General features: G+C 46.4%; 15 protein-coding genes. 7 read left to right on the forward strand and 8 right to left on the reverse strand.

Annotated elements, in window-relative coordinates; translation table 11 throughout:
- Nucleotide 1: 1 nt before the first annotated feature.
- The 6 genes from ccmE to ACXAFQ_RS00820 are packed head-to-tail and all read left to right on the forward strand — an operon-like array spanning nt 2 to nt 5,582.
- A complete protein-coding gene (ccmE, locus tag ACXAFQ_RS00795) occupies nt 2–466 on the forward strand; it encodes a cytochrome c maturation protein CcmE (RefSeq protein WP_474817717.1) in 465 nt (154 codons plus the stop codon).
- 2 nt (nt 467–468) lie between these two features.
- Entirely contained in the window at nt 469–2,466 is a 1,998-nt protein-coding gene (locus ACXAFQ_RS00800; RefSeq protein ID WP_474817718.1) for a heme lyase CcmF/NrfE family subunit, read from the forward strand.
- Nucleotides 2,463–3,065, forward strand: coding sequence for a redoxin family protein (locus ACXAFQ_RS00805; protein WP_474817720.1), 603 nt, complete (start codon nt 2,463–2,465; stop codon nt 3,063–3,065). Before ACXAFQ_RS00800 ends, ACXAFQ_RS00805 begins: the two co-directional genes overlap by 4 nt.
- Nucleotides 3,065–3,508, forward strand: coding sequence for a cytochrome c-type biogenesis protein (locus ACXAFQ_RS00810; protein ID WP_474817721.1), 444 nt, complete (start codon nt 3,065–3,067; stop codon nt 3,506–3,508). Before ACXAFQ_RS00805 ends, ACXAFQ_RS00810 begins: the two co-directional genes overlap by 1 nt.
- On the forward strand, nt 3,505–4,755 hold the full coding sequence (gene ccmI / locus ACXAFQ_RS00815) for a c-type cytochrome biogenesis protein CcmI (RefSeq protein ID WP_474817722.1): 1,251 nt from the start codon (nt 3,505–3,507) through the stop codon (nt 4,753–4,755). The genes ACXAFQ_RS00810 and ccmI overlap by 4 nt, the downstream gene beginning before the upstream one ends.
- Before the next feature lie 5 nt (nt 4,756–4,760).
- Nucleotides 4,761–5,582 (forward strand): MlaA family lipoprotein, encoded by an 822-nt coding sequence (locus ACXAFQ_RS00820; protein WP_474818385.1) that lies wholly within the window; start codon nt 4,761–4,763, stop codon nt 5,580–5,582.
- Between the two features lie 104 nt (nt 5,583–5,686).
- Here the strand turns inward: ACXAFQ_RS00820 and galE are convergent, their stop codons facing one another.
- The 8 genes from galE to ACXAFQ_RS00860 all read right to left on the reverse strand — a co-directional run bounded on the left by galE (nt 5,687) and on the right by ACXAFQ_RS00860 (nt 13,564).
- A complete protein-coding gene (galE, locus tag ACXAFQ_RS00825) occupies nt 5,687–6,706 on the reverse strand; it encodes a UDP-glucose 4-epimerase GalE (RefSeq protein WP_474817723.1) in 1,020 nt (339 codons plus the stop codon).
- Nucleotides 6,703–7,005: a DUF6170 family protein gene (locus ACXAFQ_RS00830; protein WP_070127173.1), complete on the reverse strand. Its 303-nt coding sequence runs from the start codon at nt 7,003–7,005 to the stop codon at nt 6,703–6,705. The genes galE and ACXAFQ_RS00830 overlap by 4 nt, the downstream gene beginning before the upstream one ends.
- 78 nt (nt 7,006–7,083) lie before the next feature.
- The gene (locus tag ACXAFQ_RS00835) at nt 7,084–8,589 is read right to left on the reverse strand and encodes a peptide MFS transporter (protein WP_474818386.1); all 1,506 of its coding nucleotides are present in this window, start codon (nt 8,587–8,589) and stop codon (nt 7,084–7,086) included.
- 207 nt (nt 8,590–8,796) lie between these two features.
- Nucleotides 8,797–9,903: a KpsE/RkpR family capsule polysaccharide export protein gene (locus tag ACXAFQ_RS00840; protein WP_474817724.1), complete on the reverse strand. Its 1,107-nt coding sequence runs from the start codon at nt 9,901–9,903 to the stop codon at nt 8,797–8,799.
- Between the two features lie 20 nt (nt 9,904–9,923).
- Nucleotides 9,924–10,577, reverse strand: coding sequence for an ABC transporter ATP-binding protein (locus ACXAFQ_RS00845; protein WP_474817725.1), 654 nt, complete (start codon nt 10,575–10,577; stop codon nt 9,924–9,926).
- Nucleotides 10,574–11,356, reverse strand: a complete 783-nt coding sequence (locus ACXAFQ_RS00850) for an ABC transporter permease (RefSeq protein ID WP_474817726.1) — start codon at nt 11,354–11,356, stop codon at nt 10,574–10,576. The genes ACXAFQ_RS00845 and ACXAFQ_RS00850 overlap by 4 nt, the downstream gene beginning before the upstream one ends.
- Nucleotides 11,356–13,197, reverse strand: coding sequence for a polysaccharide biosynthesis/export family protein (locus tag ACXAFQ_RS00855; RefSeq protein WP_474817727.1), 1,842 nt, complete (start codon nt 13,195–13,197; stop codon nt 11,356–11,358). The genes ACXAFQ_RS00850 and ACXAFQ_RS00855 overlap by 1 nt, the downstream gene beginning before the upstream one ends.
- A gap of 13 nt (nt 13,198–13,210) precedes the next feature.
- The gene (locus ACXAFQ_RS00860) at nt 13,211–13,564 is read right to left on the reverse strand and encodes a hypothetical protein (RefSeq protein ID WP_474817728.1); all 354 of its coding nucleotides are present in this window, start codon (nt 13,562–13,564) and stop codon (nt 13,211–13,213) included.
- A 388-nt stretch (nt 13,565–13,952) separates the two neighbouring features.
- On the opposite strand from ACXAFQ_RS00860, the gene wecA reads away from it, so the two are divergent.
- Nucleotides 13,953–15,029, forward strand: coding sequence for a UDP-N-acetylglucosamine--undecaprenyl-phosphate N-acetylglucosaminephosphotransferase (gene wecA / locus ACXAFQ_RS00865; RefSeq protein ID WP_474817729.1), 1,077 nt, complete (start codon nt 13,953–13,955; stop codon nt 15,027–15,029).
- Nucleotides 15,030–15,111: the final 82 nt, after the last annotated feature.

Below are 15,111 nucleotides of genomic sequence, written 5' to 3' on the forward strand. Positions count from 1 at the left end.
GATGAATCCCCGCAGAAAGCAGCGATTATTGGTTGTCTCTCTTGTTGGTGCGCTTGTCATGGGCGCAGTAGGCTTGATGTTGTTCGCTCTGACAGACAGCATCGACTTGTTTTATACACCAACACAAATTGTGGATGGTCGCGAAGGGGTTAAACCTCAAGTCGGCCAACGTCTGCGGATCGGTGGTATGGTTGTACCGGGGTCTGTTAACCGTGATTCTGAAAGTCTCGCAGTAAGCTTTGACCTGGTTGATACCGGCCCGACTGTGACTGTGCGCTATCAGGGAATTTTGCCTGATCTGTTCCGTGAAGGGCAGGGGATTGTCGCCTCGGGCACGCTATTGGCGGGAAATGTGATTGAAGCTCACGAAGTTCTTGCTAAACATGACGAAGAATATATGCCGCCGGAACTGGCCGAGCAGATGAAAGGCATCAAACACGTGAAGCCTGCGAATAACGGAGGCTAATTATGGTTCCTGAGCTGGGTAATATTGCACTAACTCTGGCCCTGGTCAGTGCGATTCTGTTGGCGGTGTATCCGCTATGGGGTGCGCAAACTAATCATTCTTTTTTAATGGGAACCGCAAAGCCGTTGGCATTGGGCATGTTCCTGTTTACCGCTATGGCATTCATTGCACTTATCTATGCATTTGTTACTGATGATTTCAGTGTGGCCTACGTCGCGCAACATTCAAATAGTCAGCTTCCTGTTTACTACAAAGTCACTGCCGTGTGGGGAGGGCATGAAGGCTCGTTTCTGCTTTGGGTGTTAATGCTATCTATCTGGACCGTTGCAGTTGCATTGTTTAGTCGCGGTATACCCGATGAAATGGTGTCCCGGGTACTGTCAGTGCTCGGTTTAGTTGGCATCGGTTTCTATCTGTTCATGCTGCTTACTTCTAACCCTTTCGACAGCATGTTGCCTTTCTTTCCTGTTGATGGCCGTGACTTGAACCCGCTGTTGCAAGATTTTGGCATGATTATCCACCCACCTATGCTGTACATGGGGTACGTGGGGTTTTCGGTTTCTTTTGCATTTGCTATTTCAGCACTTATATCCGGACAAATGGATTCAACCTGGGCTCGCTGGTCTCGACCCTGGGTCATTGCTGCCTGGGGATTCCTCACCGTTGGTATTGCGCTGGGAAGTTGGTGGGCGTACTACGAATTAGGTTGGGGGGGCTGGTGGTTTTGGGACCCGGTAGAAAATGCCTCTTTCATGCCGTGGTTGGTAGGTACTGCACTGATGCATTCACTGGCAGTGACTGAAAAACGTAAAGTATTTAAATCCTGGACGGTGTTATTGGCGATTGCCGCATTCTCACTTAGCTTGCTGGGTACCTTCTTAGTTCGCTCTGGGGTGATTGTTTCCGTGCATTCGTTTGCCAGTGACCCATCGCGGGGCCTGTTTATTCTTGGCATCCTGGTGGTGTTATCAGGTTCCGGGTTGTTGCTGTATGCATTGCGGGCATCGCAACTAAACTCGCCTGGTCGATATAGCATGTTTTCCCGCGAAGTTTTACTGATGGGAAATAATGTATTTTTATGTGCCGCCACACTGGTGGTATTTCTCGGTACTATTCTGCCATTGGTACATAAAGAATTGGGCCTCGGCTCTATTTCCATTGGTGCGCCGTTCTTTAATCAAATGTTCACCATCTTGATTGTCCCTTTTGTGCTTATTCTAGGGCTAGGCCCCGTTACTCGCTGGAAACAACAGTCTGCCAGTGCACTGCAGAAGCAATTGCTTATTGCGCTGGGGTTAAGTATCAGCGCCGGAGTGTTAATCAATTTTACCTACAATACGCCAACGTATCTGGCGGCGTTGGGATTAGTATTAGCGGCGTGGATCTTAATCTCTTCAATATGGGAAGTATTGCAGCGTATCGATTCAATGCCTGATGCATCGCTATTAACTCGTTTACGAAAGCTAACACCAAGCCACTGGGGAATGGTGTTGGGGCACCTGGGCTTTGCCGTTACGATTATTGGGATCACGTTAGTATCCAATTACGCACTGGAGCGGGATGTGAGAATGGCACCGGGTGAAACAGCGAATCTGGGTGGCTACACCTTTAAGTTTAATGAACTGAAGGACTTCCAGGGGCCGAACTACACGGCTGATGTTGGCGTGTTTGATGTGTATGTCGACGGAGAAAAGCTGGTACATCTTGAACCTGAAAAGCGCATGTATACCGTGCAGCGGATGCCGATGACGGAAGCCGGCATACACTCAACGGTGTTCCGGGATTTGTTCATTGCAATGGGCGAACCACTAGACGATGGAGCCTGGGCTGTGCGTATTTATATTAAGCCCTTTGTGACCTGGATTTGGGCAGGCGCGGTTATCATGGCCTTGGGCGGCATCTGTTCAGTGTCTGACCGTCGCTATCGCATGGCGAAGATTGCGTCAGCGAAACGTATTCTGGCTCGCACATCCACTGACGTTGTTGGAGAACAGGGATGAAAAAAATCGGTTTTTTCTTAATACCACTGGGTATTTTTTTAGTGCTTGTGGTGTTTTTATTCCAAGGATTGTTTTCTGATCCCCGAGAGTTAGATTCTCAAGTTAAGGACAAGCAAGTACCGGCATTCTCGCTACCAGATTTAATGCAGCCTGATGTAACTTACACGCAGGATGTGTTTAAAGGCGAAGTGACCATTCTAAATGTATGGGGCGTTTGGTGCGTAACTTGCGCGGTTGAGATGCCCTATCTAACTAAATTGAAAGAAGAGCAGAAAGTTAACTTTGTTGGTCTGTATTTCGATCAGGATCTTGACCCGGATTTCGGCACCAAAACCCTGACCCGGGTGCAGGAAGAAGTGACCAGCATGCTTAGCCGTTACGGTAACCCTTACCAATATAATATTTTTGACGTATATCGCGATACTTCATTAGATCTTGGGGTCACTGGTGCGCCGGAACATTTCCTTATTGATAGCCGTGGTGTAGTGCGTATGCATCATATCGGCGACATTAATCCCAGGGTGTGGGAGAACAAAATTGGGCCGCTGTATGACGTGCTCGTGGCTGAGCAACAGACAAACGTAGCTGGGAGCCGTTGATGCGTAATTGGATATTCATCTTATTAGCCCTCGTTTCAGTGAGTGTTCTCGCAGTCGAGGACAACTACGGGTTTGATGACCCGGAACAGCGCGTATTGTTCTTAAAACTGACGGGAGAGCTTCGTTGTCCCATGTGCCAGAATCAGAACATTGCTGATTCCGATGCCATGATTGCCCATGATATGCGTCGAAAAGTCTATACCCTACTGAAACAAGGCAAGTCTGAAGAAGAAATCATTACTTACATGAAGGATCGCTACGGCGATTTTGTGTATTACAAGCCTCCCGTCACAGTCGCGACTATATGGCTTTGGGCTTTGCCATTGGTTTTCATCTTTATGGTGCTATTTCTGGTAATGCGCAGACCTTCCAAAGCGCCCTTGTCCGACCAGGATGCGAAGTTGAAACAGGCTGAAGCAATGTTAAAGCAGGATAAATCATGACTTGGGCGGAATTTTGGCTGATAGCGTCGGGCCTCATAACGTTAGTTATTGTTCTAGTGGCAACGCCTTGGCTTCGTCGCAGACAAGTTACTCAACGAGATGTAGCATCAAATATTTCGATTGTTAAACAGCGTCTCACTGAACTCGACAGAGAAGCCCGAGAAGGATTAATTTCTGAATCTGATAAACAAAAAGCCAGTGATGAATTAAAACTCGCGTTGGTGGATGAGGCCGTGGCAGATAAGCAGGTAAGCCATCGTAACGCCGCACTGCCACTTGCCTTGGGAGCCGTTATCGCGTTTGTTGTCGCTGGGGTAGTGTATTCATCAGTGAATCATCTCCAGCAGGTGGAGCAGGCCACCACTGCCATTGAATCTTTACCAGAACTGAGTGAAAAATTGGCGTCTGGAAATGGGCAAGGTTTTACTGCCCAGGATATCACTAGCCTTGCCTATGCCATTCGTCAGCGTTTACGTGATGAACCCGAAGATGCCACAGGCTGGATGTATCTCGGGCGCTTGTGGATGTCTGTGGGTGAAGATGATCAGGCAATTCAAGCCATCGAAAAAGCGCTGTCGATAAAGCCCGAAGACACCACCATTCGTATTACCTACGCTCAGGCGCTTATGGTAACTGAGAATGCTCAGCGGCTGGCGCTGGCACAGTCAGTACTGGGTGTGCTGAACAATGAAAATCCGGCTAATGATAACCTGGCACTGATGATGGCAGTGGTGTCTGCGCGGTTGGGTGACCTGCCGAATACCCGTCTTTATTTCGCTAAGATTGAAAATAAACTGCCACCGCAAAATGAAACCCGCATCGGAATCGCACAGCGTATCGCCGAGCTAGAGGCACAGCAGCAGGATGTCCCTGCGCCGTCTGAAAGCGCAGCCCGAACCGGTTTTGATATAGCAATTACCGTGAGTGATGAAATGCGGTCGATGCTGCCTGAAACGGGATATCTGATTGTTTACGCCCAGGATAATTTAAGCGAAAATCGTATGCCTGCGGCGGTGGTAAAAATGCCGTTACAAAATTTTCCTGTATCTTTGTCGTTAACGACTGATAATGCCATGATGCCTGCCTATACAGTTGCATCATTAACTCAGGCGAAACTTACAGCGCGAATTTCTTCCGATGATGATGTCATGCCTGCAGCAGGAGATCTTCAGGGGGTATTATCGGCACCGGTAAAACCGGGCGAAGTGCTCCCCATTGCAATACAAATCAACAAGGAACTGAAGTGACAAATATGTCGAAAATCCTGCTTGCCGGTTTTATGGTGGGCGTTTCTCTATTGTCTGGTTGTGCCAGTAAACAAGCTGCAAACGAACAGGCTGAACAGCAGCAAATCCCTGACGGTGATCCGAAAGACCCTCTGGAGCCGCTAAACCGCGTTGCCTGGAACTTTAACTGGGAAGTGCTTGACCAGTATATCCTACGGCCTGTAACAATCAGCTACGTCACGGTTATGCCACAATTCGCCAGAACCGGTTTATTAAATGCCTCCAATAACCTGGAAGAGCCGGGTAACATGTTCAATAACTTTTTCCAGGGTAAAGTCGACGAAGGCTTGGATAGCCTGGCTCGCTTTATTATTAACTCAACAGTCGGCCTTCTCGGCACCATTGATGTGGCTGAAAAGATGGGGATTGCACGCCAGCGTGAAAATTTTGGTGAAGTGCTCGGCCGTTGGGGCGTCGATACAGGCCCTTACATGATGGTGCCGGTGCTGGGACCAAACGATCCCCGCACTCTTACGGGACGGGTGGTTGATAACGTTTATTATCCGATGACGGTACTCACCGGTACTTACAATGTAGTGCGCTTTGCGGTTACAGCATTGGAAGGACGGGCAGCGCTGATCGATCAGGAAGGGCAGTTGGAGCAATCGCTAGACCCGTATTCCTTCGTTAAAAATGCCTACTTCCAGAATCTGGAATATCGGGTGACTGATGGCAAGAGTGGCGAAAAGGTCATTGAGCAAGAAGAGCTCGATGAGTTCGAACAATTCCAGATGATGCTTGACGAAAGTGACGTTCAGGAAGATGAAACCGACAGCAGTAATGAATAAAGCTGCTTAAATTTATATACGAAAAAGGCGAAGCTGAACAAGCTTCGCCTTTTTTATTGTTCGAGAGGTATGTGAGCCGAACAGCTCCAAACGCGCATTGAACGTTAAGCGTTGTAGCCCTTCGGGTTCTTAGATTGCCAGTGCCATACGTCCTGACACATATCTTCCAGGGTTTTTCCAGCGTTCCAGTTTAACTCTTGGGCGGCTAATGTCGGGTCGGCGTAGCAGGCTGCCACATCGCCGCCACGACGCGGTGCAATCTTATAGTTTACTGTTTGGCCAGACGCCTTTTCAAACGCTTTAATCATTTCCAACACAGAATAACCTTGCCCGGTTCCAAGATTGTAAACGTCGAGCCCCATGTTGAGCTCGAGTCGGTCTAGCGCTTTTAGGTGACCGGCTGCTAAATCGACAACATGAATGTAATCACGAACGCCCGTACCATCTTCAGTGTCGTAATCGTCGCCAAATACACTTAGCTGCTCTAATTTACCGGTAGCTACCTGAGAAATATAAGGCATCAAGTTATTTGGGATACCGTTAGGATCTTCGCCAATTAAACCTGATTCATGGGCGCCAACCGGATTAAAGTAGCGAAGCAAAACGATGTTCCACTCTTCATCAGAGGCATAGAGATCGGTAAGCATGTGCTCGACCATGAGTTTCGACATGCCGTAAGGATTTGTGGGATGACCGGTAGCCATTTTCTCGTGCAAAGGTAGGGCGACAGGGTCGCCGTAGACCGTTGCAGATGAACTGAATACGATATTCTTCACATTGTGTTGGCGCATCGCTTTGCACAGTGTCAGCGTGCCGTACATGTTGTTTTCGTAGTATTCCAGTGGCTTTTGCACCGACTCGCCGACAGCTTTAAGGCCAGCAAAGTGGATAACGGAATCAATCTTGTGTTCACTGAATATACTGTCCAACACGGTAGTATCACGAATATCGCCCTGCACGAATGTTACGGACTTTCCAGTGATAGACTCCACACGTCTTAAAGATTCTGCACTCGAGTTTGCCAGATTATCCAGCACAACCACGTCATAGCTTTGCTCTAACAACTGCAATACGGTATGACTTCCTATGTATCCCGCACCGCCAGTAACCAGGATAGTTTTCATTGTCGCTCCTTTGATAAAACTTGTGGCACATACTTGGCACACAACGAATATTGAATGGGTTTCACAATAAGTGGGTACAACAGAAATACCACTAACGCCCAAAGCAGGGAATGCCAGTCATTTGCTGTTCTGATGATCAATACGAATACAGGCACAATAACGAGCAATTTTAATAAATTGAGAAGTGTTTTCTCAGGCGTGGTGAGACATTTGGCTGCATTCTCCATAATCCGGACTCGCTCTGAAAGCGAGCGGGTAGCCAATGCGGGGATACTGCGAGTGGAAAAGAATATTTTCATAGCAGCTACAAAAAAACCGCCTTAACAAATGAGTTATGGCGGTTATTGTATGGGATTGCTTAGCAGGTGAAAACCCGATTATGCCTTTTCTGACAAACCTGATTTTTCCCAGTGGCGTGATTTAAGGCTGAGCAGTGCAATAACGATGGCAATACCGATGCTGAACAGTGCAATTTGCATGTAAAGTGCAGGCAGCGTTTCAACATTTTCAGGATCGAAATTCCCCGAAAGCAGGCCGGCAATAATGTTACCGATAGAGTACGTCAGTACAAATACACCCATCATCTGACCCGCAAAACGTTTTGGAGAAAGCTTACTAACAGCGCTCAAGGCAACCGGGCTTAAGCAAAGCTCACCTACAGTGTGAAGGAAGTAAGTCGTCACCAACCACATAGGAGCAACTTTCAAGCCCTGCGCAGCATACTGTGATGCTAGGAACATAACCAGGAAACCTGACGCCATGAAAACAATACCTATGGCTGTTTTGATGGTGTAGGAAGGGTCGATCATGCGCTTAGAGAGGTTAATCCAGAGCGCTGCGAAAAACGGGGAAAGAACAATAATGAATAATGCATTAGACAGTTGGAACCAAACGGTAGGGATGCTATCCATGCCAAACCAGCTCGATGAAAGTGCACGGTCTGTGTAATTCTGCGCAAACAAGTTCAATGATGAGCCAGCTTGTTCAAAGCCAGACCAGAAGCAGGCCGATGCAATACACACCAGTAACAACGCCCACATTCTGCGCTTTTCATCCTCATTAAGATTACCCTTAAAGTAGATGTAACCAAAATACAGGAAGAATACCAGAGTAAAGAAGATAGCAACTTTCTGTGCCAATGATACCGGCTCAATAACGATGGTACCTGTGTGAGCAAGCACGATAACCACTGCACATATAGCAATAACAGCGGCTACTGCCATCCACGCTTTGCGCTTTGCTTCGCCGATAAACGGGTTTGCGGGCTCTACCGATGCTCCAGCCAGAGAGCCATTAGTGAAATGATACTGAATCAGACCCAGGGCCATACCGACAGCGGCAGCGCCGAAAGCGTAGTCCCAGCCCCAACCTTCCTGCAGATAACCGGTGACCAGATAAGCGATCAATGAGCCTAAGTTAATGCCCATATAATACAGGGCGTAGCCACTGTCTCGACGGGCATCGTTGTCGCCATACTGCTGACCTACCATGGCTGAAATATTGGGTTTAAGCAGACCCGTTCCGCTTGCAACCAAAATGAGACCAACAAAGAACAGGTTTTGTAAATCGATGGCCAGAACAACGTGTCCTGCGAAGATAATTAAACCACCGTACCAAACTGCGCGTTTACCGCCTAAAAGACGGTCGGCCAACCAGCCGCCCGGCAAGCCAAGAAAATAAACCGCACCGGTATAGAGGCCGTAAATAGCGCCGGCGGTTGCCACAGTGAACTCAAGACCTTCTTTTTGAACACTGGCTGTCATGAAAAGAACAAGAAGAGCACGCATACCGTAGTAACTCATGCGCTCCCACATTTCTGTGAAGAACAGTGTCTGCAAGCCCCCTGGATGGCCGAAGAAACTGGAATCGTTAGATGTTTTTATTGTCACAATATCGTTCCATTTTTACTGATTGTTATAGTTATCGCGCAGCCTGCCTTGTCTCCATAAACATGTTTAAGCCTGGTTAAAGCGCTACGCGTGATGGGTTTTAGCACCCAATCCATTCACTATACACAACAGAATGGATTGGGAAAATAATTAGTCTATAAACGGGCTGAAACGCAGGGTGGTTCTAGCCCGTTTGGCCGATTATAGCTCTTTGATGGTCGCGATAACGATACGCACAGTACCGTAAACGATAAGCAGAATGACGCCGAAAAGCACCAGATTATAGACAATTTTAGGATAGGCATTGTCATCTGGCAGTGTAGGGGATTCAATGGTCACAAGGTGTTGCAATTGCTGATACGCTTCAACACGAGCGTTCTCTAGCGATACCAGGGATGATGAAAATGCCTGAATAGCCAGTTGCAGCTGAATTTGCAGGTTGCTGTACTGCGCCATCTGCTGGGTTACCGAGAGCGATTGCTGCCCGGTTTGCTTGCTCAGATTTTCACGTTGTTCGTTCATCTGCTCTTCGATGGCTGAGATTTGACGCTTGAGGCTAATAACCTCGGATGCATTCGGCGACATCATGGTTTCTAATGTGTTCAATTCGGCACGCTTTTGCGCCAAAGTTGATTGCATGGAAAATGCAATCTGCTGACTCACCGCGCCCTCAGCGGTAGGATCGAGAACGTTGTATTCAGACTGAAACGCCAGAATATCTTGTTTGGCCTTTTGAAGTTTATCTTCAACGATCTGATGCTCGCCTTGGGCGAAAGTCATCTTCGATTTCGCCAGATTATTATTTATTTCATTCAGAAAGTTTTCCGCACGTTCGATGATTGCATTGTTCACTTTCTGGGCAAATTCAGGGCTGAACGCACGAACACTCAGACTAATCACCTGCGAGGCTGAATCTATTTCCACTGTGACGTGGTCTAGGTAGTAATCATAAAACTCGAGCTTTGTCTTATTGTCTGACAAGCGGCTAAACATATCGCCGAGATCAGAACTGTAATGTTCGCTAATATTAAGTGTATCTTCCAGATACCACATCATATCGTTGGAATTAATGTAGCTTTCAATAATCTGGCTATCATTCGACCCGGTGACGCCGGCGACAGCGCCGCCAAGAAGGGAGGTAGGATCAAATGTGCTGCCACCGTCTGTTGATTTAACAATCAGCTTACTTGTACTCTCATACTGTGGAGCAGCGATCAACACGAGATACAGCGCGTAAATAAACCAGGGAAGAATAATAAATATCAGTTTATTCTTCTTCAGAGTGTTGAGGATCTCTTTAATATTCATACGTTATAGTCACTTAAAAATTATTTCTCTTCCATGTAAGCACTGATCCCCTCTTCGAGATCATGGAAATATTTCAGCGCTCCATCTTCGATTACCACCGCCGATGTACAGAATTCCCGAATCTGGTCGAGTTCGTGGCTAACCATGATCATACCTGCGGTTTTGTTTTTTTCCTGTAATGCCCTGCGAGCTTTACGGCGAAATGTGGGGTCGCCAACTGAGGTGGCTTCATCGATCAAATAAATATCAAAATCAATGTTGATGCAGCAGGCAAACACTAATTTTGCGCGCATACCAGAAGAGTAGGTTTTTACTGGCAAATCAAACTTTGCACCTATTTCTGCGAAATCCTGAACTCTTTTTTCGTAATCAGTCAACGAGGCAACCTGATTTATACGACCTATAAAACGGGTATTTTCTCTACCACTCATTTGTGGATGAATGCCCGTCTGCAGAGCTACAGGCCACGACATTGCTTTGTTAGTGAGTACGCGCCCGCGGTCAGGATATTCACTTTTCGCCAGCATTCGAAATAAAGTCGATTTACCTGAACCGTTTTTCCCTAAGATAGCCACGCTACTTTCTGTCGGAAATTCAAAATTTAAATTTCTGAATATATATTGAGGCCCGAGCTTGCTGGGGTAGCTTTTTGTAAGGTTTTCTAACTTAATCATCGTGAAAGGATCTTCTTCCAACTGATATGGTAAAGCGATAACGCCAAAAACAAACACACACCGGTTACTTCAAAAATGAATTCTAGTGATACACCTTTACTACCGTAACTCGGATAACAGGCGTATCGAGCTAATTCTATAATGTGGACAAGGGGGTTCCAGACCAGCCAGGGCCAAAATTTTTCTGGGATATCTTGCAAGCTAAAGAATGTGCACGAAATAAAAAACAAAGGCCTGCTGAGCATAGTTTTGATTTTATTTACCTCAGGTACAAAAGCGATCAGCACTGCGAAAATTAAACTTATTGCTAGTGCCAAAGTCCATAGAAGAAAATAAAGTACTATTAACAGCATTGGGTCTTTAAGTTCAAAATCTAGGTTCAACACATATATAGCTATGGCAATCAGCACTATTACACCAAACTTCACGACAAACTCGGTGAATGCGGCAGTGAGCACTGAGGCGATGGGTTGTACTTGACGAAAAGCGTATAAAGGCTTATTTGCTTTTAATGAATTCGGCACACTTCCAATACAGCCAAGAAACGTTCTTACCCCTATAAGTCCTATCATCATGAAGGCAAATACGGGCACCGAGTGTACATCATTGCCACTGATAAGACTTCTGGCGAATGACATTGCGAAAATGAAGATGAAGGGCTCAATAAAAGCCCATCCCAAGCCAAGCTTGTCATTAAATTTGCTTTGAAGCTCACGCAAAAATAGTGCGAAGATGACGGTTCGCCATCCTCGTAGTTGCGTTTTGAAAGAAAGCTCCATTAGTTAACGGCAACGTTAGCTGCTACAGCAATCTGATAAATAATTTGGGTAATATCTTTGATTGCCTGTAGGGATTTGACATCTATAGACGGTAATACCATCACCTGGTCACCAGGTCTGATATCCAGTTTGCCTTCACCTTCAGACCACAAGCTGTGGTGAATACTGTCGAATTCCACGATACCGTTTTGTCTAATAATCAAAATTCTCTCGTCGTCCGCGCGCTGAGTGAATCCTCCTGCCCAAGCTATATAGTCAGCCGTGGTGGCATCATCATTAAAGACAATGGCTTGCGGCATCATTACTTCACCGCCTACCTGAATCAGATCAGTGGCTTCTGGAATGACAATTGTATCGTTGGGTTCGAGCAAAACATTTGCGACTTCCCCATTTTCAGAAACAATAACGCGGCCCTCGGGTTCGATATCTCTCGCTCTGGCAATGAAGTCGCTAACTAATTGTGCTTCCTGCACTCTGATAGAACCTTCACCCGTGGAACTGATAGGGGCGGTATAAATACTTCTTTCAAGTCTTTGTAGGGATTGCTCGATTAGTTCTTTTTGTTTTTCCGCGACGGTTTCTCTTAACAGATAAACATTCTCGGGGTTAGATAATGAGGGCACAACCTGCACGTAATTCAGCACGTCTTTAAGCCTAGTTCCTCTGTCGACCATGATTTTTGAGGGGCCAGAATGACCGCCTTCAATGTTGATTTGGTATACCTTCGCTTCGTGATCGTTGATAAAGTTAACTTCATCACCTGCGTTGAGAGTAATCTCCGCAAACTCATTGAGATTAAGGTACTGAGCAAACTGACTATCATTGCGTAAGCCTGCTACTGACACATGGCTGATAAAGTCGCGAGGATGGGCATAGTCAAGTAGTGTGCGGCCAATGAGCTCTTCCTTTTTGAATTCGAAGGTAAAGCTATTATTCGCGCCATCGGCAACCGTGATACGGTCTCCTACGGGACGAACGACAATGGTGTCGCCGTCTTGAAATGAAATGCCGGGGAGTTTGCCAAGCCGGACGAAATCATAGAGATCAGCTGTTGCGACAATTTCTCCATTGCGTCTGATGTCGATATTACGAAAACTACCACGAGCGAAATCTACGCCGCCGGCACGCTTCAAGTAGTACAGAATACTGTCAGATGCCAAACCCGCATATTGACCAGGACGGATTACCGGGCCCGTGATATACACTGCCACAGGTGTAGAAGTGAGTAGGTTAACGTAGACATTTACATCGTTGGTGTAAATTTGTTTGATTGCCGATGTAACCTTACTATTTACTGAACCCGCTGGCGTGTTTGCTAATTGAACCGGGCCTATATTCGGAATGAAGATATTGCCTTGGTTATCAACGGTCACCACATTAGAAAAGTTAACGGCTCCCCACATCCAAATTGAAATTTTGTCGCCAGGCGCAATCAGATAATTTTCATTTAAACCGTTAGCGCGTTCAGATTCGAACCCGCCGATAAATAAATTGGCTGCAAACGGTGGGCTTTTCAGTGGCTCGCTATAAGGGTAAACATCTTCAATAGTCGGTTCACCAGGCAGTACCATGCCTTCTCTGGAAGAACGATTATATTGTCCGTTTGTCGACATGCTCTCCGCTCTGGCACCAGGCAAAGTGCGGCTGGTTGGAATGTTCATTGGAGAAACCGATACATTTGAGGTGGTGCTGTCTGTAGAAGACGAATTGTTACCTTGTTGCTGTGCTTGTTCTCTTAATTGTTGTAAATCAGCAATGGACTGAGCATTAACAACAGAAGAAAGAAACGCTGTGGTTGCTAATGCAGAGGTTAAAGTGAGGAGTGAGCGAAATACAGACATAGATGTTGCCATTTTATTGAACGTTAGTATGAGTGATGAGTGGCGAAAGAACTTGCCATTGCCCGTCGCGCTGGCACATGGAGCGCGGAGCCGCTGTCATGGCCATTGCTTTCAATGTTCTGCAACTCATACCAGAAGCAGAGAGATAACTGTTCCCAACAAGGTACAGTGAACCATTAATCTGGACCTGGCTACCAGAGGCAATTTTGCCTTGTGGCACGGATACGACTTCAGTACTGACTAACTCAATACTTTTAGTAGACACTAAAGGAATGTTTGCATTCACCGGCTCGGGGGCGGAGGCACATCCACTGAGGAGTAACGTCAGACCTACCAGACCAGTACTCAAACCTCTGATACTAAACATGTCTTAAATAATTCCTTGTCAAAACTGGGGCCGTAGCATAACACAAATCAACACATTTGCAGTTATCCGACACTTGCGGGATTAAAAAATTCAGCTAGCAATATTACACAATTTTGAAGGGAATGGCTCAAATCCTGCTTGCCACACGACAACAAATAGAACGAATGTGACTAGTTGGGTCAAAGGCTAAAGTTGTTTTTCTTAGAAGAAATAAAACAGACAGTAGTCTTTTCGCCTTTAGTCTATTATCATATGACGGCATTGACGAAATAACTGTCAATTCTTTTCAGGATGTAACCCAGAGCATGGATCACGACTATCAATTCTCAACACTTTTCAAGCAATCGAAAATGCAAACTCAGATTTCTGAACGGATATAATTTTTTGTATGTTTGATTATCTGCAAATTGTTCCACTGTTTACGGCTTTCTTTGTCGCGTTGATCCTATTGATCGTGATGACGCCTTTGGCACATCAATTTGGCTTGGTGGATCATCCTACCTATCGTAAACGTCATGCCGGTATGGTTCCTCTCACTGGCGGCGTTGCTATTTTTATGGCCGTGCTTGTGGCCAGTGTTGCAACTGATGTGTGGATGCGAAATAACCCGCTATTCTTCACTGCTTCTGCGTTTATTGTCCTGTTAGGTATGCTTGACGACCGTTTTCAGTTAAGTGCTAAAGGGCGCTTACTGTGCCAGTTCGGTGTGGCGGCCATTATGGCGTGGAGTGCGCAAAATTATATTACCTCATTGGGTAACATTTTCGGTTTCGGAGAAGCCTATCTAGGTATCGTTGGCTACTTCTTTACTATTGTTTGTGTCGTTGGTGTTATCAATGCGTTCAACATGATCGACGGCATCGACGGACTTGCCGGTGGCATGAGCCTGATTGTTTTGCTTACTGTGGTCGGCATATTGCTGTTCACTGGCAATGGTAGTGCCATCATGGAGCCGCTTATAATTGTGGCGGCTATCGTACCATTTTTGGCTTTTAACCTGAGTTGGAAAGGCTTTAAGGGTAACAAAATATTTATGGGCGACGCAGGCAGCATGTTCGTCGGGCTCACTATCGTTTGGTTGCTCGTTGATCACACTCAAGGCCCCGCGGCTGCTTTCAGGCCCATCACAGCGGTTTGGTTGATAGGGCTCCCGCTTATGGATATGGCGGCAATTATGTATCGTCGCGCTAGAAAAGGGCAATCCATGCTTCGTCCAGACCGAAAGCACTTGCATAACATCTTTATGCGAGCGGGTTTGACAAGCAGACAGGCCCTGGCCGCAATCTTATTCCTTGGTCTGTGTTACGCCGGCGTAGGCATAATGGGGGAATTTCTTGCCATTCCTGAATACGTCATGTTTTGGTCGTTCATCGGGTTGCTGATGATTTACAGCTACGTGATCCAGAATGTTTGGCGAATGATCAGAACAATTAAGAAGTCGATGAGAGCATCCGCGAAAAACTGATTGCCCATATTTAGTGCAGACTCAGCGTTATAAATTTGCTATGTTTGCTTCTTATTTTCAGCTTTGCTTTCGATATCGGCGG

This window comes from Alteromonas sp. ABH2_165, assembly GCF_056159945.1.

Coding starts and splice junctions, on each gene's coding strand:
- wecA (WP_474817729.1), top strand. CDS start 13,953: ATGTTTGATTATCTGCAAATTGTTCCACTGTTTACGGCTTTCTTTGTC.
- ACXAFQ_RS00860 (WP_474817728.1), bottom strand. CDS start 13,564: ATGTTTAGTATCAGAGGTTTGAGTACTGGTCTGGTAGGTCTGACGTTA.
- ACXAFQ_RS00840 (WP_474817724.1), bottom strand. CDS start 9,903: ATGAATATTAAAGAGATCCTCAACACTCTGAAGAAGAATAAACTGATA.
- ACXAFQ_RS00855 (WP_474817727.1), bottom strand. CDS start 13,197: ATGTCTGTATTTCGCTCACTCCTCACTTTAACCTCTGCATTAGCAACC.
- ACXAFQ_RS00805 (WP_474817720.1), top strand. CDS start 2,463: ATGAAAAAAATCGGTTTTTTCTTAATACCACTGGGTATTTTTTTAGTG.
- ccmE (WP_474817717.1), top strand. CDS start 2: ATGAATCCCCGCAGAAAGCAGCGATTATTGGTTGTCTCTCTTGTTGGT.
- ACXAFQ_RS00845 (WP_474817725.1), bottom strand. CDS start 10,577: ATGATTAAGTTAGAAAACCTTACAAAAAGCTACCCCAGCAAGCTCGGG.
- ACXAFQ_RS00850 (WP_474817726.1), bottom strand. CDS start 11,356: ATGGAGCTTTCTTTCAAAACGCAACTACGAGGATGGCGAACCGTCATC.
- ccmI (WP_474817722.1), top strand. CDS start 3,505: ATGACTTGGGCGGAATTTTGGCTGATAGCGTCGGGCCTCATAACGTTA.
- ACXAFQ_RS00800 (WP_474817718.1), top strand. CDS start 469: ATGGTTCCTGAGCTGGGTAATATTGCACTAACTCTGGCCCTGGTCAGT.
- ACXAFQ_RS00820 (WP_474818385.1), top strand. CDS start 4,761: ATGTCGAAAATCCTGCTTGCCGGTTTTATGGTGGGCGTTTCTCTATTG.
- ACXAFQ_RS00830 (WP_070127173.1), bottom strand. CDS start 7,005: ATGAAAATATTCTTTTCCACTCGCAGTATCCCCGCATTGGCTACCCGC.
- ACXAFQ_RS00810 (WP_474817721.1), top strand. CDS start 3,065: ATGCGTAATTGGATATTCATCTTATTAGCCCTCGTTTCAGTGAGTGTT.
- galE (WP_474817723.1), bottom strand. CDS start 6,706: ATGAAAACTATCCTGGTTACTGGCGGTGCGGGATACATAGGAAGTCAT.